This is a genomic window from Acinetobacter sp. C32I, assembly GCF_023702715.1.
In the GTDB taxonomy this organism is placed as follows: domain Bacteria; phylum Pseudomonadota; class Gammaproteobacteria; order Pseudomonadales; family Moraxellaceae; genus Acinetobacter.
In genome coordinates this window covers 179,538-201,063 of the sequence record NZ_CP098480.1, presented here as the reverse complement: position 1 = coordinate 201,063, position 21,526 = coordinate 179,538, and the positions used below count along the sequence as shown (strand labels likewise).

The following is a 21,526-nucleotide window of genomic DNA, read 5'->3' as shown; positions in this document are numbered from 1 at the left end:
GTTTGGTTTATATGTATGGCTATCCTTGATTTACCCGAATCTATTCTGCAATCTTTATCTAGTGTACTAACACAGCTCCAGCAAGTTCTCCCAGAGCCAAAGCAACCCACGGATTTCTCTGCAATCGCATTCCGTTGGGAAAATCAGCAACTGGTCGCCATACAACAACCCAAGAAAATGTATCTGGAAGACTTAAAGGGAATTGAGCGCCAAAAAGAAAAAATCATTCAAAATACGTTGCAGTTTCTGAATGGCTTACCTGCCAATGATGTGTTGCTGACAGGTTCTCGTGGTACAGGAAAGTCATCGATTGTACGCGCCCTATTGACTGAATATTCTGCTCAGGGTTTACGTTTGATCGAGATTGAACGTGATGATTTATCGGATTTACCTAAAATTCAAAAACTGATTGAGCATCGTCCTGAAAAATTTATTGTCTATTGTGATGATCTCGCCTTCAATGCTGAAGATGAAAACTACCGTAGCTTAAAAAGTGTGTTGGATGGTTCACTGCAATCTGGTTCGAGCAATTTTATTATCTATGCCACCAGTAACCGTCGTCATTTACTGCCTGAGTTTATGCATGAAAATACACCTGTGCGTAAGGTCGATGTGCCGCAATATACAGAACTCCATCCACAGGAAGCCATCGAGGAAAAAATCTCGCTTTCTGATCGTTTTGGTCTATGGCTCTCCTTCTACCCAATGGACCAACAGCTCTATTTAGCCATCGTTGAACATTATATTGTCAAAGCCAATTTGGACTATAACGATCTGGTTCGTGGTGAAAGTTTGAAATGGTGTCAGGCACGAGGGCAACGCTCTGGTCGTGCTGCCTATCAGTTCTCAAAGCACTGGATTGGTTCACAAAACCTAGAAAAACTGTCAAACAAAGCAACTGCGTAAATGTCCTGAAAAGCTGTAGCTTTGTCCTCATTTCCGCTTAGCATCGGCAATTGTTTCTCATACTCTAGCTGTCACAGCATGGATTGAGTTTAGGAAACAAGATGAAGAAACAATTGCCACCAACATCCCTGACCAGCAAAATTTTGGGTAAAAGCTTATTGCTTGCGCAAGGGACGCTTGATAAAGCCGTAAAATATTCTACCCTGCCGTTTTCAGAACCTGAAATTATTCGCCCACGCACAGAAGAAAAATTTTATACGTGGACGCATTATGGAATTTTCTTTCCACTCCTGCCTGAGCCTCATCGTTATTTAAATATTATGATCTTACTGGGTACACCTGGCGCATTGGCCTTTGACCACGATGATATTACCCTAGGTGACCCGAGACAAAGTGCAACCTTCTTTTCCAGTACTGCGGCTGTAGAGGAACACCTGTTAAAAGCCTATATCATGCCCGAAACTGCCAATATTCAACAAGATGGCACACTGATCGAACTGGGTCAGGAAGTTTCAATTCAAGGTACATTACCAAATATTCATCTCAAAGGTGCCTATCATGGGCTTAGCTTTGAGTTTGAGTTAGATGTCAGCGATCAAATTTCATGGTTTATCAAAACCCCGATTTACGATCATTTTAGTTTATTGGCAAGCTTTAAGGGTCAACTTGAATATCAAGGGAAAATCACGCCTGCCGAAGGCTTATGTACCTATGAATATGCCCGTGCAACAGGCGCACATGGCGTGGTGAAAAAACTTCTGCCTGAACCCTATAAATTACCACTCGATTTCTTTACCTATCAAATTATTAACTTAACTGAGACCACCCAATTACTGCTCACCAAAGCCGATATACTGGGGCAACCTGCCGCCTATAGTCTGCATGTTCGCCATACTGACCAGCCAGCCGAAGTCTATACAAATGTAGAGTTCAAAGTGATTGCTCATCAAGTTGATGATTATGTTTCACCAAGCGGCAAGAAAATGCGTTTACCACAATTGTTCTCTTGGTCAGTCAAAGATAATGCCGATCAAAAGGTACTCGAGATCACTGCAGAAATTGACAGCCCATTCCGTTATGGTCATGGTGTTGGTTATGCCAGTGCCTACACGTTTACAGGTGAATATTTAAACAACCCCGTTCAAGGTCGTGGTTATATCGAATATGTGGATGTAGAAGATCAAAGCACATTTAAACAATAAATAACAACCGTAAGCCTTTGCACTTGATCAAAGGCTTACTCACATAAGATGAAAAGGAGTTTGCAAACAATCTTTACAGTGCTGTTGGCTTAAACGCATCAATCATTTGATTAATTGAATCCTTAATCTCGGCTGCCACCTTTGCATCATAACCTTCCACCAAAAATCGGCTAATGAGTCCTTCAATCAGCGTATACGTCACTTCAACCAACATTTCTGCCTTTGAATAAGATTGCAGATATGCTGTGATTAAGTTTCTAATCCAAACCTTGTGTTCTTTTGACACGGAGATAATGTCTTGATCGCCCAAATGCGACTCCGCTACCGCTCTGACAAATAAGCAGCCTTTAAAATTATCTTCTTGAAACCATAATAAATGCCAATCGATCAGCCTGTTCAATGCCTCTCGCCCTGTTGCATCTGCAACATAATCCAACAGACGCTGTCTGAACTTTTCATCCCGCGCTTCTAAGACCGATTTCACCAATTGATTCTTGTTTTTGAAATAGGTGTACATGGTAGTTTTTGAACAGCCTGACTCATCCCGAATCAGGTCAACCCCCACCCCAACAAAACTATTTTCATAAAATAATTTTTCTGCAGTATGCAAAATTTTATTGGCTGACTTTGACATAAAAATTTACTCAATCAAAATAGTACAGATCTGTACTATTTATAATTTTAGTTCTATTATCGACGTAAAGCAACCTCGCAGAGAGATCACCATGTTATCTTTATTCAACGGTAGAGAACATCTTTCCCCCATACCCCAATCCATTGATATTATAAGAAGTTTAATAGGTGGCACATTAAGCATCTTGATCTTAATCCTGCTCAGTAAATTCACCCACAATTTATTCATCATGGCACCATTCGGTGCAAGCTGCGTCATTCTATATGCCGTATCTCAATCTCCCTTGGCGCAACCTCGCAATGTGATTTTAGGGCATTTTGTTTCGGCTTTTATTGGTTTACTGTTCCTTAAAGTTTTTGGTGTCACGACTCTGAGCATTGCTCTATCAGTTGGCTGTGCCATCGCTGCCATGCAACTTCTACGTTGCGTTCATCCACCTGCTGGCGCAAATCCATTGGTGATTTTGCTAACGGCCAATACCATTCAATATCACTGGAGTTTCTTATTCTTCCCGGTGCTGCTCGGTTCAATTGCATTGGTACTGGTTGCATGGCTGGTCAACAACCTTAAATCAGAAAAGAAATGGCCTGTGTATGGATTGGCTTTTATCCACAGTAAGAAAAATATTGAATAATCCATCTATCGATTAAAGCGCAATGTCGGCGTTTTAATCGATGCCATCCTGTTCATCAGAATTCAATGAAATTCCAATTTTTCCTTGCAAATAATTTACTTTTCCATAAAATTAGGTAGGTCGGTATACATAAATATATGTTCTTATGAGCTCGAAATCAGCAAAACAAAAAATCTTGGATGCAGCATCTACTCTGTTTTATAACGATGGCATCAGTAGTACAGGTATCAACAGCATCACAGAGAAAGCTAACGTCGCCAAAATGTCGTTGTACAATAACTTTGCCACTAAATCAGATCTGATCACCTGCTATATCGAAGCCCGCCATCAAGAATGGCTAGATTTATACGAAAAGAGAAAAGCTCAAATCCAAACCCCGATTGACGGTATTTTGGCAGTTTTTGATGCCTATCAAGATCATGCCGAATTCGCTTATGAAAAAGGTTTCCGTGGTTGTGGGCTACTCAATGCAGCCGCAGAATTCCCCGCACATAGCCCCGAACGTTTGGCGGTTAAACAGCATAAAGATGAAATCGAAGCCATTTTAGCGGGTCATTTGCAGCAACTCAGCATTAAGCCACAACGGGTCAGAGAACTGGCATTACTGCTTTCATTTATCTTGGAAGGTTCTATTGCCCGTGCCGGTTTAGAAAGTTCCAGCGACAAAGTATTTGCCGCAAAACAAATGGTTCACAACCTATTAGAACAAGAGGTTTCAAAGTGAGTAATACATCTTTAAAGCTCAGTTCTCACTCTGGTTTTATTGCGGTTTTAGTTGCTTCTATTTTATGGGGAACGACTGGTACCGCCGCCTCTTATGCACCAAATTTAAGCCCTTTAGCGATTGGCGCAATCGCAATGGGCGGCGGTGGATTGTTACAAGCTCTATTGGCCCATAAAAATATCCGCAGTCATTTACCACAAATTCGCGCTTACTATCCATTATTGTTGATTGGCATGGTCTCGGTTGCGATTTATCCATTGGCATTCTATTCGTCAATGCGTATGGCAGGGATTACCATTGGTACCGTGGTTTCAATCGGTTCAGCCCCGTTATTTACTGCATTACTGGAAAAGTTCTTTGATAAAAAAGCACTGTCAGGCAAGTGGTTTATTAGCTTTATTTTTGGTGTCGCTGGTGTCCTTTTGCTCTCTCTAGGAGAGTCACACTCCCAAGCATCTGCACAAACAATTGCGGCAGACCAAAAAAGCATTGGCATTATTCTTGGAATGATCGCTGCCCTAACCTATTCGTTATATTCTTGGGCTGCAAAAAAGATGATTGACCGTGGGGTCGACTCAAAGGCTTCGATGGGATTAATTTTTGGCTTCGGCGCTTTAATCTTATTACCTACCTTATTTTTTACAGGTTCGAATCTTTTTGACGAGCCTGTGAATTTATATGTAGTGGGCTATATGATGCTGATTCCAATGTTTCTCGGTTATCTGTTATTTGGTTATGCCTTAAAGACCATTTCAGCCAGTACCGCCACCACACTGACCCTGTTTGAACCACTGGTTGCCGCACTATTTGCAGTATTATTAGTCGGTGAACAACTCGCCCTGATTGGTTGGGTTGGCATGGCTTTGATTTTTGTTTGTCTGGCGGTATTGTCTAAAGCAGATCGTTCAAAACAAATCAGCTAAAAGGTGTTCTAGACCATTAAAATAAAAAGCAGGAATAGCGTACATACCAAGTTAAATGCAATCACTTTCCCATTAAAAAACAATGCTGCTTTTGCTGATTCTTTAATGGGTTGCTCATCCTCCTTTGCTATCGCCGACAGTACCATGCCGATAAGATTACAAACAGTCGAGACCAACAGTATCAAAAAAAAGAATAAATGAATTGGGGGCATTTCACAGATTCGATCCGTTGTACATGGAATACTGAGAACATAAATTGAAAAGCCTGTAGCCGCAACTATAAGCAGAATACTTAACCATGCACAGCCATTGGCTGCTTTAACCACCCACATGATTCACTCCTTTTTATTTATATATTATTAAAAAATACAATATAATTATTTGATAATTAAAATATTAATGAGTAGAGATGCAGAGCAATAGTTTTCCTCTGCATCCATTTCAAGATCAATACTCTCTGGCTAATTTTTCCAATGTCGTGAGCATTTTTTTCACCACACTTCTTTTATGATGCAACATATTCTTAATGTTGCTTGGATTGAAACCTGTCAATTTTGCGATACCACGACTGGTCATGTATTCACCTGTTTTCGCAAAGTGCTTTTCACTTAACTCAGTTTTCGCATTAGAGAATCGAACTGCCAGCTTATAATCACTAAACTCAGACCATGCACCTGTCTTATATTCATCTGCATCAAAGCTACCCTTCTGCTGAGTAGGTTTTTCTCGAAGAATATTACTTAGGCGGTTAATGACAATTTTTTCTTCACTTTGCTCAATTATTTGATAAAGTTCAGTTTCTTCAAAAGGACGCCCTAAAGCGATATCTTTTCTATATTGTTCAACGACTTTTTCTTTTGACTCGACCTTTTTCTCACCTTGTTGAGTGAGGCAGAGAATCTTAAATAAAGACTCTAATCGGCCACATGTAAAAATATAAGAAATTTTCAACTTACAACTCCATTATGAACGGTAGTTCATAAAAATATTTTCAAAAAAAATTTTGACCTATAAATTCACTATAGAATTCATTTAAAGGCAAATCAAAATCAGCAACTAACTGCCTTCTTGTCGTTTGTGTAATTTCACCAGTTTTCGGATTCAGACCCGTTTTTTCAACGTCTTTCCAATAAACACCTGTGCCACGTTTTTGCCATGCAGGGAGTTCATTAAAATTAATCTGCTGTGAAAAGAGTAAATCATGCTTTTCTTGACGATTTAACCCTTTAACTTGTTCCGTTGCTTCTGCTACTGCATGACCCGATTTTCTTAACATCCAATAACAGTGTGCATTTAATGCATTTCGATGAGCATCCTCTTGTCGCCAACGGAAGTAGTCATCTACCAATTGCGAATTGGGTAAAACACAAACTCGAGCATCAAAAGTAGCAATTTGGCCATGCATAACAGAGAATTTTGCACTGGCTTCACCAGCTAAAATAGAAAGAATTTTACGTTCCTTGCGGTTAAAACTTTCATCACGATAATGGAATAAAAGAGAAATTTCATCGCTCTGGGTATAACCATAGATGATATTAAAACCACACTGTAATAAATGGGTTGTGGTTTCTACCATTAAATCTCTAAAATGTACATCAAATGGCGCTTCGAATTGCCAAATCTCTTTGGTTAAGCGTGTAAATCCACGACCATCCAACCTAACGACAATATAATTTTCTGGTGGAATACAGAAATCGTAAGCCGTCTCATATTTTCTTAGTCTGGTATCTAAATCTTCAAATCTCATTATTGTTCTCTTTGATACAGCAAGCTCACATTAAAATCATTTTCTTGATCAATTGAAACGCTGTAAATTTCATCAAAATCTTCATTAGACTCAGGGATTTCTAACTTTTTAAACGTAGAAATCACACCAACCCTAGGAATTTTCGCCTTACCTACTCGTTGTTCATTCCGCAAAAGAGCATCATCCAGACCACTATCAAAATAGTAAGCAATCACTTTAAAGTGAGCATTTTTTGCATCTTGAACATATACCTTTCGATCAAGTTTAGTCGGATTGGTATTATCAACAACAACCTTCTGTTTTGCGTCCAAACAAGCCTGAAACAATATTTTCTCACGATGTCTGGTTTTCAACATATCAAGATTGAGACGAATATGCGTGTCAGAGAAATATTGCTTAAAGAATGTTGATTTACCTGAAGCTTGCCCACCTACAAAAATGATAAGCTCCATTTTAGGTTGGTTGTAACTCAGTCATTGGCCATCTTGGTGTTGTCGTCACCGCCAAACCATCATGTTGCCCTGCTTTTAAACGTTGATATCCAGCAAAGGCAATCATGGCGCCATTGTCTGTGCACAATGCGGGCTCGGCATAATAAACATGTGCCTTGATCTTTGCCAGTGACGTTTCTAATTGTTCACGCAAACGCAGATTAGCACTGACACCACCAGCAATCACCAAACGTTTTAAACCCGTTTGTTTTAAAGCTTTCACGGATTTTTTAGCGAGCGTATCGACAACCGCCTCTTGGAAAGAGGCAGCCACATCCGCATCACGATTTTCTTCACCTAACTTTTTCAGTTGTACTGAAACTGCAGTTTTAAGACCGCTAAAAGAAAAATCCAAACCTTGATGCAAGATTGGTCGCGGAAAGTCAAATGCTTTGGCATCGCCCTGTAACGCCAATTTCGCAATATTCGGCCCACCTGGATAAGGTAGTTTCATCATTTTTGCGACTTTATCAAAGGCTTCACCCGCTGCATCGTCAATCGATTCACCAAGCAATTCATATTGACCGATGCCATAGGCCGCCATTAATTGAGTATGCCCACCTGAAACCAATAAAGCCACAAACGGAAATTCCGGTGGAGTTTCCGAGAGTAATGGTGCAAGCATATGACCTTCCATATGATGCACACCAATCGCAGGTTTATTAAATGCAAATGCCAAACTGCGGCCAAATAAAGCACCTGTCATTAGTGCGCCCATCAGTCCAGGACCACGAGTATAGGCAACTGCATCAATTTCTTGTTTTTTGACACCACTTTGTTCAAGCAGCTGATTAATCAAAGGAATCATCTTGCGAACATGGTCACGTGAAGCCAATTCAGGAACGACACCACCATATTCAGCATGTAATTTGATCTGGCTATATAAAACCTGTCCACGTAAGCCGAGCTCGCTATCATAGAGTGCTAACCCAGTTTCATCACACGAAGTTTCTAAGCCCAAAACAATCATTAAACTGCCTTTACAACGATCAAAAATAATATCAGAGCTATTATAGACTTGTGATCTGAGTTGTAAATGAGTAAAATACTGACCTTCACTTGCGATCTAGTGCAATCGTGCGTTAGATCTTATCCATAATCTTAGAGGATTTTACATGCCACAAGTTAAGTTGAAAGAAGGCGAACCAGTAGACGTAGCTATCCGTCGTTTCAAACGTTCATGCGAAAAAGCGGGTGTTTTAGCTGACGTTCGTAAGCGCGAATTCTATGAGAAACCAACTCAAGAACGTAAGCGTAAAAAAGCTGCTGCAGTTAAGCGTTATCAAAAGAAATTGACTCGCGAATCTGTACGTACTACTCGCCTTTACTAATTAATTTGTGATTGACTGCTGAAGAGACTATGAATACTTTAAAAAACCAAATTACTGACGTGTTAAAAAACTCAATGCGTGCCAAAGATATGGCAACAGTAACGGTTATTCGTGGTGTACAAGCAGCAATTAAGCAAATCGAAGTCGATGAGCGCATAGAGCTTGACGATGCTCAGGTTCTTGCGATCATTGAAAAGCAAATTAAACAACGTAAAGAATCGATCAAGGCCTTTTCTGGCGCTGGTCGAGATGATTTAGCTAGTAAGGAACAAGCCGAAGTTGAGGTTATTTCTCAATTTCTACCAGCAGCTATGACTGAGGAAGAACTTGATTCCATCATTGAGCAAACGATTGCTGCTCAAGAAGCTACTAGCATGAAAGATATGGGTAAGGTGATGAATTCTCTACGTCCGATCATAGCCGGGCGTGCCGATCCTGCACAAGTATCTGCTAAAATTAAAGCAAAATTAAGCTAATCTGCTTAATTCTCCCCTTTATATCATCTATTCAATTAAAAATTGGATTCATTGCAATAATGAACCCAAAGTGTTTTTATTATTTAAAATCACACTGAACATCATATTTCGTAAGCATTTGCATTTCTTTTGATTCAACCACCTGCTTGATTAAATCCTGCTTGGTCATACTGGCATATTGCGCTGGTAATGATGAGCGATTTTGTTCAATCGCATCAGACATATCCTGAATATAACGCTGATTAATCTGACAGTACTTTGCTTGTTGCTCAGGTGTAAATTGTGACGTTTGAGGATTCAGACTCCGTAAAAAACTACGAATATCCTGCGCATATACACTACGAATTTTATCCACTGAGTTTGCATATTGCTCAATCGATGCTGCTGAGCTGATCCCCACACTACTGATCGCAAAAATAAAAACTAAAATTTTCTTCATAAATGTTCTAACTTCTTAGCGATTGCTTACGCTCGTCATCTTATCTTAATTCAATAAATTTTGGTTTGTGCTCAAGAAAAAATTCTTCCTTCGGTGCAGGTATATCACCTTCTGTCACAGTGCCTAGGCGTAAACGAATTACATCTGGCAAATCCTTTCGATAAGAATAGAGCGGACTGGCACAATTTTGACAAAATACACGCGCCTTGTTGGGTGTATGAAAATATTCTTTCAGTTGCTCTTGCCCAGAAATCAGCTCAAATTTGCTGCGCTCAATCGGACTGTTCCACCCTGCAATTGAACCTTGAGCCTGTTGGCAATGGCTGCAATAACATAAAATGCTGTTTTCAATTTCTCCATGATATTGATACTGCACAGCACCACACAAACATTGCCCTTGAATCATGTGTCTTCCTTGAATTGTTTTAATCGGAATTAGAGTCGCATACGGCGTTCATCTTGCATCTGTTTTAAACGCGAGTCAATCTTAGCTGACATGGCTAGATTGCCTTTCGCCAACCGTTGTGCGTGTAACATCGACTTAATCGCATTTTCTTCATAACCCGACCAATACTCTGCCTCTGCACGATAACCCAATACATTGACTGCTTGTAATGGTGAGCTCTTATCTAAATTGGTGGCTTGTTGCAGCAGTTGCCAGCCTTCTATATCACGCTGGTTTTTATGGATAAAACGCTGTACCAAGGTTTGTGCCTGCGCAACTTGCCCTTGGCGAATCAAAACTTCTGCCAGTTTATAGGATAAAGCTCGATTTTCTGGCATAATTTTCTGAATCGAATTAATACTACTATAAGCTTGATCTAGCTTGTTTTGTCCCAAATAAATATCCGTTTGAATCAATGGAACCAGTACATGATTCTTGAGTTTAGCCTTCACTAAATCCAAATTGGCTTGTGCTTGTGCATAATCACCTTGTTCAAGATAGAACTTGCTCAGTGCTAATTGTGCAGCTGTATTTTTCTGATTGGCCAGTGACTGTAATTGAATTTCAGTGGCCTGATTTGAAACCACTAAGGTATAGAGTTTTAAAATTTCAAAATCGAGATCGTAAATTTTTGATTTCACTTTCGGTAATTGATTAGCACGTAAACGTGCTTCGCTCATCCGTTCAGTGGTTAAAGGATGGGTAAACCAGAAGTCTGGTAAAAAGCTGACCCGACTGGTGGCACGATGCATGGTTTCAAAATAATCTGCCATGCTTTGTGGGTTATAACCTGCAGCATACATAAACTGCATGCCAATACGATCCGCTTCACGCTCCTGATTACGGCTATAACTCAACTGCTTATCCATCAATGCTGCTTGAGTCCCCATCATTACCGCTGCACCGGCATTGCCATCGGCTTGCGATGCAATGGCTGCCCCGACAAGAATCCCCGCCAATGCGAGCAAACCCTGGCCCTTAAATGCTTCTTGAGAACGGCTATAATGACGCTGTGATACGTGTGCAATCTCATGCGCCATGACCCCTGCAATCTCATCCAGATTCTTAGCAGAAGTAATCAAACCTGTATTCAAGGCAAATAAACCACCTGGAACGGCAAAGGCATTAATTTGAGGATCTTTGATAATGACTAAGCCAATCGGTTGACCAAGTTGGGTCTGACTTAAAATGCCTGAAAAAACCTGAAAAAACTGGTCTTCCAACCATGCATCTTGCACCGTTGGCATTTGACGATGCACTTCACGATAGACTTTTTCACCGATAAATTTTTCTTTTTGTTGATCAAGTAAACCTATACCGCTGCCAATTTCAGGCACTTCTGTTTGCCCAGCACTATGCACAGGCAAAAAAACCTCAGTGTGACTCAGTTGAGTTGTGGCGAAAAGGCCACAGGCGAGCAGGAACGATCTCAAGTGGTTTCTCTATGATTTTAATAAAGAAATTTAATATAGCATTGAAAAAAGGAGAAATTTGCAACAAAGTGTTATAAAAGGCAGGAAAATCCTGCCTTACTTTATGATTTTTGAAATCAACTGAATTACTCTGCCGCGACGTAACGCTGATCTACACTAAATTTCTCTGGGAATTTGGCATTGATCGTCGCATAAAAAGACATGATCTCGGTCATATCCTTTTCATAATCCCCTGTAGGATAAACAATTTTTCCTACGCCTGTTTTTTTCTTGGCATAGTCCATATACGCAAGCGCAATCGGTACACCCGCTGTTATTGCCACATGATAAAAACCAGTTTTCCATTGCTCTTGTTTAGCACGTGTTCCTTCTGGAGTCACCAGCATGACTAACTTAGGATGCGTCTTAAATAAATCACTCATCAGCTGAACCATACTTGGACGTTCTTGACCTTCATGCTTGGCACGACGATCAATGCCAATGCCGCCCATGGCACGAACAAAAGGACCAAATGGCAATTTCATATAACTGTCTTTGATGGTCAGGCGCACATTAACACCCAAGGCTTTTAACGCCAAACGCGCATATAAAGCATCCCAGTTGCTGGTATGCGGGGCCGCGATCATGACACATTGATCAATATTTAAATCCCAATGATTGTCAATTTCCCAACCCATTAAGCCCAAACTTTGTTCAGCTAATTTTTCAAACACCAGACGCCCCAAGACGAAGTCACAAAGGGCGCAAGTGTACCAATATTAATCAACTTAAAAAGATGGGGCCGCACAATAATGCAGCAATTAAATGATCAGCATTGTAAGCAATTATTCGAATTTCGGATTCACTAAATAGCGAGGTGTACGATCTTCTAATGCATCAATCAGGTTCTGATAAGCAAGGTTGACCATCTTCTGACGTGTTTCAGCAGTTGCCGAACCGATATGTGGCGCAGTCACTGCATTGGGTAGCTCAAATAATGGAGAACTTTGTAGTGGTTCCTTGGCATAGACATCCAAACCCGCGGCAAAGATTTTGTTTTGTTGCAATGCTTCAATTAATGCATGTTCATCCACCACCGAACCACGCGCGATATTGACGAAGACAGCATGTTTTTGCATCAAATCGAATTGCTCAGCCCCAATCAATGCTTTTGACTCACTATTTAAGTCAACAGCCACTACAATAAAATCAGATTGCTGCAATAACTGATCTAAATCACGATACTGTGCATTGAAGGCCTGAGCCACTTCAATCTTTTCACGGCGATTATGATACAAAATATTCATATTGAAACCATAGAAACCGCGGCGGGCAATGGCAGCTCCAATATTACCCAAACCAATAATACCTAAGGTTTTCCCAAACACATCAACACCGAATTGTTCTGTCGCAACGGTACGCTTCCACTGCCCTTGCTTGGTCCAAGCATCTAATTGTGGAATCTTACGTGCGGCACTCAGTAACAAGCTAAAGGCTAGATCGGCTGTGGTTTCTGTCAGTACATGTGGCGTGTTGGCGAGCCAAATTTTCTTTTGATTGAGATAGTCAACATCGTAGTTGTCGTAGCCAACCGACACGGTCGAAATAATTTTAAGTTTTTGTGCAGGCGCTAAGTTGCTTTCATTGAGTAAACGCCCTGCGCCAATCATGGCATCGGCATCAACCACTTCGGTCCGAATCTGTTCATTGATATCACCAAGCTTAGGATTGAGCACCACCACTTGATAATCTTGCTGTAACTGCGCTATCACGTCCTGATCTATTTGGCTGAATACAACGACTTTCTTCATGATTCGATTTCCGTTCTTTATTGCATGAGCTGCCACAATCGTCTTTTCAAGACAGGTTGAGCCAGCATTTCTTCTAAACTCGCTAAATGTAATATATTAGAATGCTGAATAAAGTCCAGTTGACCTAAGCATAATATCTTTCTGCCGCTTGCCGTAGCATCCAGAAAGCCTTGAATATAGGATGGTAGTCCTCTGCTCTCTTGAAATGCAGCCAAGGGAAATGGCCATTTCAACTCTGCGTATTGACCCAATCGTGCCTTTTGAATATTTTGCCAGAGCTGCCGTTGTGCATCGCTGAGCTGACTGCTTTCCAACAAAATGGCACAGTTTTCTAAAACATACATTTGCAGTTCAAATGCCTGAATCTGCGTTGTAATAACAATCTGTTCTTTTTCAACAACAGCTTCTTTTACAATAGGCTTGGCAATAATTTCTGTAGGCTGAGGAATTTCTTTTTCAGTGATCGCTAATGTTGGTCGCGATGCAACTTGAATTTCTTGTGGCGTTGGTACGACATCTAATATTGGTGTCAGTGGCTGTGAAGCTTCTTCAACAATTTGATCTCGCCATAGGTTCGGTGCAGTATTTTTTTGACATACCACTTCTCTAGGAATCCAAACATCTATTCCTAAAGTTGCCAATATGTTTCTTTGCTGCCCGATCATGCTACCTACTCGTTGTCTTGACTCACAGTGATTTACAACACTGTAACCTTGCATAGTCTAGCATAAACCAAGTCCTGCTAAATGACTTCCTTTTGCTCAATCACATCAATACACATTCAATTCTCGTTCGTTTAGGCAAATATTCAATAACAATAGGCAAGTTTTCATTCATCGACTTTTAGACAATATTTCATCATTTTGTCGCTTTTAGTTTTTATTAATATCGTATCGAATGCTCAAATGAAAAGGTTGACTCCATTTATGCTTATTCTTTTTGTTGCGATCGCCGTGGCCCTGCTTATTGCAGCGAGTGTTATATATGCACAACAACCCTTATTCGGTAAAATTCCTTCTGGTGAACGACTACAAGTCATTGAAAGCTCTCCCAACTATCGCCAAGGTCAATTTCGAAATTTAATTGAAAAATCAGGCATGAGCGAAGGCTCTAGTATTGCAGTTGAACTCTATAAAACCTTTATTAAAACCATTCCGCATCGTAATCCGATTGATCCCATTCCTTCCATTAAAACCAATCTACTTGCTCTTGATCCAAAACAAGATGTCATGATCTGGTTTGGACACTCATCGGTATTTATGCAGTTGCATGGTAAAACCTTTTTGATCGACCCTGTCATGAGTGGCAAAGCCTCTCCTTTCCCTTGGGGCACACGCGCCTATAAAGGGACTGATATCTATCGGGTTGAGGATTTACCCGAGATTGATTATTTGCTGATTTCGCATGATCACTATGACCACCTCGATTATGAAACGGCACTTAAACTCAAAGACAAAGTTAAATACGTGATTACAGGTCTAGGCGTCGGCGAACACTTTGAATACTGGGGTTACCCAAAAAATAAACTGATCGAGCGAGATTGGGGTGATCGAATCGAGTTTGATGATGGGATTAGCATTATCACTGAAACCACCCATCATGATTCACGACGTGCCTTTGATGGTGGTAAGAATTTATGGGTTTCTTTCGTGATTCAATCCCCGAATAAAAAGATTTTCTATACGGGTGATGGTGGTTATGACAAGCACTTTGTCGAGATCGGACAGAAATACGGTCCCTTTGATTGGGCCTTAATGGAAAATGGGCAATATGACGCCGCTTGGCGTTCAGTACATTGCCATCCTGATGAGGTTGCCCAAGCCACTGAAGAACTGAATGCGCGTAATATGATTCCTGTACATCATTCAAAATTCAGTTTGGCCAAGCATGCTTGGTATGAACCGATTACCCGTATTGTTGAATATTCAAAAAGCAGAAAATATCGCCTTGCGACGCCGATGATTGGAGAATTGGTTGAACTGGATAATGAACAGCAACCGTTTAAACAGTGGTGGAAGAATATTCGCTAATTCAATCATGATTGTTATATCAGCCTCATTTCGATGGGGCTTTTTTATGGATACTGCAAAAATCGACAAGCTCATCAAATTAGGCAAACAACTGAGCATTTCAGGTCAATCCGTTTCGTATTTTTAAGCTTAAATAAAATCATCAAAGATCAAGAAAATGACATTCATATGTGTTTTCTTGAATGAAAAAGTGAAATAAAGGTAGTTTAAAATGAAAAATGTATTAATTCTTGGCGCATCAGGTCAAATTGCTCAATGGGTCATTAACATGTTGGCCAACGCGCCTGAACTAACTCAAACGCTATTGCTCCGTGATGCAAAAAAATTAGGCACTGATTTGCCGAGCAATGCAAAAGTCATTGAAGCGGATGTTTTAGATCTGGAAAAATTAAAACAGATCGTCCAAGGGCAAGATATTGTTTATGCCAACCTTGCTGGTGAATTAGAACAGCAAACACGGAATATCATTGAAGCCATGCACGGCGCAGGCGTTAAACGTATTATTCTGATCAACTCCTTAGGCATCTATGATGAAGTCACAGGTAAATTTGGTGAATGGAATCGCAATGAAATCGGCAAATACCTTGGCCCATATCGTAAAGCAGCGGATTTATTAGAAGCCTCTGATCTGGATTATAGTATTTTGCGTGCAGCGTGGCTCATGGATGAAGATGAGATTGACTATGAAACAACGGAACGCCATGAGCATTTTAAAGGCACGGTCATCTCACGTAAAAGTGTCGCTGCCTTCGTGGTTAAAATTATTCAAACACCAGCATTAGCCTCTAGAAAAAACTTAGGGCTCAATAAACCACACTCAGATGCCGATCAACCTTATTTCATCTAAATATGAAAAAATCGGACAAACAGGCACCCTGCTTGTCCGATCCTACCAAGTTCAGTAGTAAGGGGTATTTTTTTAAACAGCAGCTTGCTGGGCTTTTAGATGCGCATCTTTTAATGCATCCACCTTTAAAGCAGGAATATCCAGACCTTCCGCATAAACGAAGCGCACCTCATGAATCCCCATTAAGCCTAAAACAGACTGTAGATAAGGCGTTACTGCATCCGTCACTTGTCCAAGGTGAATACCACCACGACTGCTCATCACGATTGCCTTGACACCTTCAACCAGACCTTGAGGATAAGTTTCGGTATATCTAAAAGTGTGGCGAGCACGCGCGACCAAATCGAACCAGTTCTTCAACTGTGTTGGCACATTCAAGTTGTACATCGGCGCGCCGATCAGCAATAGATCCGTTGCTTTAAGTTCTGCAATCAACTCATCCGATAACTGGACAATCTTTTGTATCGGCGCTGCAACGTGCTCTGCACCACGCAGCGCATGGAAAATTTCAGCATCCAGTACAGGTAAGTTAAGCGTGGTTAAATCACGAATGATCACTTCATCCTGTACGCCTGCTTCTGCACGTTGTTTTAAGAATGCATCGATCAAACGGCTCGTCTGTGATTGATCACCCATAATGCTTGATTTCAATACCAACACTTTCGCCATGTTTGTTCTCCATATCTTGATGGAGCTATCTTACTATTACATTTTAATCGCCAGTAGTGATACTATTTCAATCAATTGATTCCAAAAATTCTACAATCATGCAAACTGAGCTGAGTACGATTTCAATCTTTGTGACAGTGGTCGAGGCAGGAAGCTTTAGCAATGCTGCTGAACAACTACATCTGACCCGCTCGGCGGTGAGTAAAAGCATTGCGCGTTTAGAACAACGTTTGGGCGTGACTTTATTTAAGCGTACTACTCGAACCCTCAGCTTAACAGCCGAAGGTACGCTGTTTTATGAGCACAGTCAGCGTGCTATTGCAGAAATCCATGCTGCTGAAAGCTTTTTAGATCAGGGTAAAATCAGTGCAACGGGCTTATTAAGAATTTCGGCCCCAGTTTTGTTTGGACAACTCTATGTTGCCCCAATGATGATTGAACTGGCACAACAGCATGCTGATTTGCAGGTAGAATTCTCTTTTAATGACCGAACTGTCGATTTGGTCGAAGATGGTTTTGATTTAGCGATTCGTATTGGTGCTTTACCAGATAGCCATCATTTGATTGCGAGAAAGCTAGGTGATCATCGGATGCTACTCTGTGCCACACCCGAATATCTACAGCAATCAGGCACAGTGAAGGACTTGGATGATCTACAACAGCACACGGCCATTGCTTATCCTTATTCTGGGTCCCCACCGAAATGGCATCTTCAAGATGAACACAAACAACTGTATACCATTCGACCCCAAGCAAAATTGCTGTTAAATGATATGCTGGCGATTAAAAATACCGTGTTGTCACATCATGGAATTGCATGGCTTCCCGATTGGCTCATTCATAAAGAACTACAGGATGGCAGTTTAGTTCAAGTCTTACCCGAGTTTTCCAGTGTCGACTTTCCAATCCATGTGGTTTGGCCGAGTTTATCTTATATGCCATTAAAAACACGTTTGGCAATTGATCGACTCATTCAGCATTTACCAGCAACCCTATCGAACAATCGAAATACCCCCTAAGAAAAAAATAAAGGCTAAATTCCTTTAGCCTTTGCTTCATATCAATACCGCGATCTCTTTCTACTTACAATAAAGTGACCTGTGGGAAAATTGCATCTTTGAGTTCGAATTCATTGTTAGGATTGACTATCCCTACGGTTTTATCACTTAAATAAAGTTGATAAGCACTTTCAGCAAGTTGCTCTGCTGTCATTAAAACTGCGCCGTTATATAACTTATTAATATCGATACCACTGCCTACGGCAGCCACGGTATGGAATTCGCTTTGGGTTCCAGCGGGAGCAAGTACTTTGGCACGCAATTTTTTCCCTTGCGTCCGCAAGCTAAAATCAATACCTTCGGTAAATGATGAGACGTAAAATTTAGTGGCACAATAAGGAATCGCGACATCCACTTCAGCGTATCCTCCTACAGATGACACATTGATTAATACCGCATCTTCATCCACATAGTCTTTGATATAACGTAAAGATAAGTCTGTTAATGCACGAACATTCAAATCCACCATATTCATCACTTTGTTTAGATCTGCATCCCAAGCTAAGTCATAGTCACCAAAGCCTGCATTATTAATCATTACATCAATTTTATGATGTTTGACGGTGTCATATAACGCAGCCGTTTGCCCAGATACAGCTAAATCAAAGATCTGATTTTCGACTTGAATTGAATAACGGTTTTCTAAATCTTGCTTAATTTGCTCTAAAGCTTCACTGCGACGTGCAACTAAAATCAAATTGAAACCTTGTTGCGCGAATTGATCAGCAAGTGCTTTACCAATACCCGCACTTGCGCCTGTAATTAATGCTGTTTTCATTTTAAGTCTTACCTATTGAGTTAATAATCAGTGCTTCTTGTCAGCTTCTGAAAGCTTTGGATTTCGTCAAGATGAGCGTTCAGTGTCGGCGTAACAAACTCTATTGCATCATTGCCAATCAATAACTGTCTCGGTGGTGGTTGCATATCCGCTAACTGCATCACTACTTGTGCCAATTTGGCAGGACTACCTTGTTGCTGCCCATCCGCAGCCGACATCAAGGCCTTGGTATTACCCAATGCTTCATAATCGTCGTGTAACTGCGTCCCATATTCTGTTGAACTTTCACTTAAAAATTCAGTACGGAAAAAGCCTGGCTCAATCGCAGTAACCTTAATTCCAAATGGTGCAACTTCATCTAATAAAGCCAAACTAATCGCTTCGACTGCGAACTTTGAAGCTGAATAAAACACGGCATTCGAAACTGCTTTTACTCCAGCAATTGAAGACGTATTGATGATATGACCTGAACGTTGCTGGCGTATGATCGGCAAGACTGTACGGAGTACGTTGGATGTGCCAAAAACATTGGTGGCAAATTGCTGTTCAATTTGTGCTGCGGTTACTTCTTCAAAACGGCCCAATAACGGATAACCAGCGTTATTGACTAAGACATCTATACGACTAAAACGCTTTAATCCAATCTCTACAGTAGTTTTAACCTGCTGTTCATCACGAATATCAAGCTCCACCAACTCAATCTGATCACTCGGTAAATTTGAATAAATCGCTTTGAGTTTGCTTAAACTTCTCCCTGTCGCAATCACCGAGTCCCCTTGCTGAATCGCTGCTTTAACAATTTCAACACCCATTCCGCGTGTTGTACCTGTCACAAACCCAATACGTTTCATTGTGCTACTCCAACATCTCGAAAAAAAACAGGCCACTTTAAAGTGACCTGTTGAGTTACTTTAAGTACAGTGTGATTAAAGTTTTGTGCTAAAGAATGGAACCAATTGAGCGACCGCTTCATCAACAAAATTTAGTTTGTCGTAGAGAGACATATGGTTGGCTCCGACTACTACATAAAGTTGTTTATCGGTACTTGCTGCACGATTAATCAAGTCCTCACTCATCCACTTACTGCCTGCTACACTGCCTGCAATGGCCAATAAAGGTTGAGTAAAGAAGGCTTCAGCTTTGTTATAGGCATCATAAGTAATGATCTGGGTTAGGCTGCGTGCAGTAGCAAAACCTGGTGCATTTGGATGTTCCGCACGTGGGGTATGGTAATACTCCCATGCTTCACGCAATTCTTCATTTGGTGCATCTTCTTCTCTTAATGGTGCAAGTGGAATTGTTGCAATCTCGGCACCACTGGCATCTGAAGTTCGAGCATCTGTACCTGCTTGGATATAAGGGATTGCATCTGCATCTTTAACATTGTTCTCCCAGCCATTACGGAACATTTGACCAATGTTAACGGCACTCACCATACCCACCGCTTTAATACGACGATCATTGATGGCGGCATTTGCGGTATAACCTGCACCTGCACAAATCCCCATCGCACCAATACGGTTATTGTCGACATAAGGCAGTGTTGTTAAATAATCAATCACAGCACTGACATCTTCCGTACGGACATACGGGTTTTCTAACTGACGAGGCAAACCTGTACTCGCACCTTGATAAGAAGCATCGTAGGCAATCGTGACAAAGCCATGTTCAGCTAACTTACGCGCATATAAACCAGCAGTTTGCTCTTTAACACCACCGCCTGGATGGCTCACCACCACTGCAGGATAAGTTTTACTTTCATCAAAACCTTCAGGGAAGTTGATTACTGCTGCAAGGGTAATCCCTTGACCATTATGATTTTGGATACTGATTTCTTTTGACATTTTCATATTCCTCTATTGAGATTCTTTGTGTTTCAAATTTAAAGATGTGCTTTAAAAAATGGGATTACTTTTGCCAGTGCTTTAGCAACAGGCTCAGGTTGGTCGTACAATTCGTAATGCGAGGTATTTTCTAAAACAAGCAGCTCTTTTTGTGTCGATGCCGCGCGACGTACAATTTCATGACCATCACGATAAGCACCGAATGCTCCCGGCTTGTCACCGATCACGACTAAGATCGGTTGTGTTAATAAGACTTCAGCCAAGTGAAAAGCATCCCAGCCCAAAGCCACACTCATACGAGAGAATAAGGCACTGGTTGCGCCATTCGGTTGCTGACCACGCGCAGTTTTGTAGTATTCCGTCGCTTCGAGTGGATCAATATCGGTAATTCCCGCTTTTTTACCTTCTTCTACAGATGGTGGCAGTAAATCATTCACTAACAATGCTGCACCACGAGCTTCGGCAGTACGTTGCTGTGCAATCGCCTCAAGCCCTTCAATTAAAGCCTCACCTGTGCCACCATAACCTTCACGGGTCATACGGCCAAAGTTCACGCCAGTGATTGAAGTCACCGCTTTAATCCGTTTCTCGGTCATCGCCGTGTTGAGTACATAAGCACCACCACCACAGACACCTAAAGCACCGATTCGATTTTCATCGACAAAATCTTGAGTAACCAAATAATCGACGGCATAACGAATATCTTCAACACGGTGGTATGGGTTTTCGATAAAACGTGGTTCACCACCACTTTCACCTTGGAATGATGCATCGATCACCAGTACCACAAAACCTGCATCCGCTAGGGCTTGACCATAAATATTGCCTGAAGTCTGTTCTTTACAACTTCCAATTGGATGAACACTGACAATGGCAGGATACTTTTTGCTTTTATCAAAATCATTTGGGAACAGGATATTGGCTGCTGATTCCCATGCTAGGTTTTTATATTTCACAGTTTGCATATTGAGTACCTCACTCGTTAATTATGCGTAATGACAATCCGTTTCAACTTGGATTTCTATCTTTCTATGTCCTCAGTATAGGAGGATCGAATGTGATTGAATTGCCTATTCCAACAGGAATTTTGCCTATTTTGTTTATTCATATTTATTAAAATTTTAA

Annotated in this window: 27 protein-coding genes; 10 read left to right on the top strand and 17 right to left on the bottom strand. The window is 41.0% G+C overall.

Annotated elements, in window-relative coordinates; genetic code table 11:
- Positions 1-15: 15 nt before the first annotated feature.
- Both NDN13_RS00965 and NDN13_RS00960 read left to right on the top strand, forming a co-directional pair.
- Positions 16-906, top strand: a complete 891-nt coding sequence (locus tag NDN13_RS00965; RefSeq protein WP_251116808.1) for an ATP-binding protein — start codon at positions 16-18, stop codon at positions 904-906.
- Positions 907-1,007: 101 nt separating this feature from the next.
- Positions 1,008-2,108, top strand: a complete 1,101-nt coding sequence (locus NDN13_RS00960) for a DUF6670 family protein (protein ID WP_251116807.1) — start codon at positions 1,008-1,010, stop codon at positions 2,106-2,108.
- 73 nt (positions 2,109-2,181) lie between these two features.
- Here NDN13_RS00960 and NDN13_RS00955 read toward each other — a convergent pair whose 3' ends face one another.
- The gene (locus tag NDN13_RS00955) at positions 2,182-2,742 is read right to left on the bottom strand and encodes a TetR/AcrR family transcriptional regulator (RefSeq protein ID WP_251116806.1); all 561 of its coding nucleotides are present in this window, start codon (positions 2,740-2,742) and stop codon (positions 2,182-2,184) included.
- 91 nt (positions 2,743-2,833) lie between these two features.
- Here NDN13_RS00955 and NDN13_RS00950 point away from each other — a divergent pair, with 91 nt between their 5' ends.
- From NDN13_RS00950 to NDN13_RS00940, 3 genes are all read left to right on the top strand, one after another.
- Complete coding sequence (locus NDN13_RS00950; protein ID WP_251116805.1) at positions 2,834-3,376, top strand: HPP family protein; 543 nt, start codon at positions 2,834-2,836, stop codon at positions 3,374-3,376.
- 145 nt (positions 3,377-3,521) lie between these two features.
- Complete coding sequence (locus NDN13_RS00945) at positions 3,522-4,100, top strand: TetR/AcrR family transcriptional regulator (protein ID WP_251116804.1); 579 nt, start codon at positions 3,522-3,524, stop codon at positions 4,098-4,100.
- Positions 4,097-5,023 (top strand): DMT family transporter, encoded by a 927-nt coding sequence (locus tag NDN13_RS00940; protein ID WP_251116803.1) that lies wholly within the window; start codon positions 4,097-4,099, stop codon positions 5,021-5,023. Before NDN13_RS00945 ends, NDN13_RS00940 begins: the two co-directional genes overlap by 4 nt.
- Positions 5,024-5,031: 8 nt before the next feature.
- Here the strand turns inward: NDN13_RS00940 and NDN13_RS00935 are convergent, their stop codons facing one another.
- From NDN13_RS00935 to tsaD, 5 genes are all read right to left on the bottom strand, one after another.
- On the bottom strand, positions 5,032-5,355 hold the full coding sequence (locus NDN13_RS00935; protein WP_251116802.1) for a hypothetical protein: 324 nt from the start codon (positions 5,353-5,355) through the stop codon (positions 5,032-5,034).
- Between the two features lie 115 nt (positions 5,356-5,470).
- Positions 5,471-5,974 carry a hypothetical protein gene (locus NDN13_RS00930; protein ID WP_171549796.1) on the bottom strand — a complete coding sequence of 168 codons (504 nt, stop codon included), beginning with the start codon at positions 5,972-5,974 and terminating at the stop codon, positions 5,471-5,473.
- A gap of 40 nt (positions 5,975-6,014) precedes the next feature.
- Entirely contained in the window at positions 6,015-6,770 is a 756-nt protein-coding gene (locus NDN13_RS00925; protein ID WP_004652788.1) for a tRNA(His) guanylyltransferase Thg1 family protein, read from the bottom strand.
- Positions 6,770-7,222 (bottom strand): bifunctional polynucleotide phosphatase/kinase family protein, encoded by a 453-nt coding sequence (locus NDN13_RS00920; RefSeq protein WP_251116801.1) that lies wholly within the window; start codon positions 7,220-7,222, stop codon positions 6,770-6,772. Before NDN13_RS00920 ends, NDN13_RS00925 begins: the two co-directional genes overlap by 1 nt.
- A 1-nt stretch (position 7,223) precedes the next feature.
- Complete coding sequence (tsaD, locus tag NDN13_RS00915; protein WP_251116800.1) at positions 7,224-8,231, bottom strand: tRNA (adenosine(37)-N6)-threonylcarbamoyltransferase complex transferase subunit TsaD; 1,008 nt, start codon at positions 8,229-8,231, stop codon at positions 7,224-7,226.
- Between the two features lie 145 nt (positions 8,232-8,376).
- Between tsaD and rpsU the strand changes: the two genes are divergently transcribed.
- On the top strand, positions 8,377-8,592 hold the full coding sequence (rpsU, locus tag NDN13_RS00910; protein WP_004652785.1) for a 30S ribosomal protein S21: 216 nt from the start codon (positions 8,377-8,379) through the stop codon (positions 8,590-8,592).
- A gap of 29 nt (positions 8,593-8,621) precedes the next feature.
- A complete protein-coding gene (locus NDN13_RS00905; protein ID WP_251116799.1) occupies positions 8,622-9,068 on the top strand; it encodes a GatB/YqeY domain-containing protein in 447 nt (148 codons plus the stop codon).
- 79 nt (positions 9,069-9,147) lie between these two features.
- Here NDN13_RS00905 and NDN13_RS00900 read toward each other — a convergent pair whose 3' ends face one another.
- From NDN13_RS00900 to NDN13_RS00875, 6 genes are all read right to left on the bottom strand, one after another.
- Positions 9,148-9,507 (bottom strand): hypothetical protein, encoded by a 360-nt coding sequence (locus tag NDN13_RS00900; RefSeq protein ID WP_251116798.1) that lies wholly within the window; start codon positions 9,505-9,507, stop codon positions 9,148-9,150.
- Positions 9,508-9,547: 40 nt separating this feature from the next.
- Positions 9,548-9,913 carry a GFA family protein gene (locus NDN13_RS00895; protein WP_251116797.1) on the bottom strand — a complete coding sequence of 122 codons (366 nt, stop codon included), beginning with the start codon at positions 9,911-9,913 and terminating at the stop codon, positions 9,548-9,550.
- Positions 9,914-9,942: 29 nt separating this feature from the next.
- Positions 9,943-11,340: a M48 family metalloprotease gene (locus NDN13_RS00890; protein WP_251118138.1), complete on the bottom strand. Its 1,398-nt coding sequence runs from the start codon at positions 11,338-11,340 to the stop codon at positions 9,943-9,945.
- 170 nt (positions 11,341-11,510) lie between these two features.
- Positions 11,511-12,098, bottom strand: coding sequence for a 1-acyl-sn-glycerol-3-phosphate acyltransferase (locus NDN13_RS00885; RefSeq protein ID WP_004808338.1), 588 nt, complete (start codon positions 12,096-12,098; stop codon positions 11,511-11,513).
- Positions 12,099-12,209: 111 nt separating this feature from the next.
- On the bottom strand, positions 12,210-13,175 hold the full coding sequence (locus NDN13_RS00880) for a 2-hydroxyacid dehydrogenase (RefSeq protein ID WP_251116796.1): 966 nt from the start codon (positions 13,173-13,175) through the stop codon (positions 12,210-12,212).
- A gap of 17 nt (positions 13,176-13,192) precedes the next feature.
- The gene (locus tag NDN13_RS00875; RefSeq protein WP_241289881.1) at positions 13,193-13,840 is read right to left on the bottom strand and encodes a hypothetical protein; all 648 of its coding nucleotides are present in this window, start codon (positions 13,838-13,840) and stop codon (positions 13,193-13,195) included.
- Positions 13,841-14,101: 261 nt separating this feature from the next.
- On the opposite strand from NDN13_RS00875, the gene NDN13_RS00870 reads away from it, so the two are divergent.
- Positions 14,102-15,205, top strand: coding sequence for an MBL fold metallo-hydrolase (locus NDN13_RS00870; protein WP_004808344.1), 1,104 nt, complete (start codon positions 14,102-14,104; stop codon positions 15,203-15,205).
- Positions 15,206-15,416: 211 nt separating this feature from the next.
- Entirely contained in the window at positions 15,417-16,052 is a 636-nt protein-coding gene (locus tag NDN13_RS00865; protein ID WP_251116795.1) for an SDR family oxidoreductase, read from the top strand.
- Positions 16,053-16,124: 72 nt separating this feature from the next.
- On the opposite strand, the gene NDN13_RS00860 is transcribed toward NDN13_RS00865, so the two are convergent.
- Positions 16,125-16,721, bottom strand: a complete 597-nt coding sequence (locus tag NDN13_RS00860; RefSeq protein ID WP_251116794.1) for an FMN-dependent NADH-azoreductase — start codon at positions 16,719-16,721, stop codon at positions 16,125-16,127.
- Between the two features lie 98 nt (positions 16,722-16,819).
- Between NDN13_RS00860 and NDN13_RS00855 the strand changes: the two genes are divergently transcribed.
- Positions 16,820-17,740: a LysR family transcriptional regulator gene (locus NDN13_RS00855; protein ID WP_251116793.1), complete on the top strand. Its 921-nt coding sequence runs from the start codon at positions 16,820-16,822 to the stop codon at positions 17,738-17,740.
- A gap of 64 nt (positions 17,741-17,804) precedes the next feature.
- On the opposite strand, the gene NDN13_RS00850 is transcribed toward NDN13_RS00855, so the two are convergent.
- From NDN13_RS00850 to NDN13_RS00835, 4 genes are all read right to left on the bottom strand, one after another.
- Complete coding sequence (locus tag NDN13_RS00850; protein ID WP_251116792.1) at positions 17,805-18,557, bottom strand: SDR family NAD(P)-dependent oxidoreductase; 753 nt, start codon at positions 18,555-18,557, stop codon at positions 17,805-17,807.
- A 20-nt stretch (positions 18,558-18,577) separates the two neighbouring features.
- Positions 18,578-19,408 carry an SDR family NAD(P)-dependent oxidoreductase gene (locus NDN13_RS00845; protein ID WP_251116791.1) on the bottom strand — a complete coding sequence of 277 codons (831 nt, stop codon included), beginning with the start codon at positions 19,406-19,408 and terminating at the stop codon, positions 18,578-18,580.
- 75 nt (positions 19,409-19,483) lie between these two features.
- On the bottom strand, positions 19,484-20,401 hold the full coding sequence (locus NDN13_RS00840; RefSeq protein ID WP_241289868.1) for an alpha/beta hydrolase: 918 nt from the start codon (positions 20,399-20,401) through the stop codon (positions 19,484-19,486).
- 38 nt (positions 20,402-20,439) lie between these two features.
- Complete coding sequence (locus NDN13_RS00835; protein WP_251116790.1) at positions 20,440-21,366, bottom strand: alpha/beta hydrolase; 927 nt, start codon at positions 21,364-21,366, stop codon at positions 20,440-20,442.
- Positions 21,367-21,526: the final 160 nt, after the last annotated feature.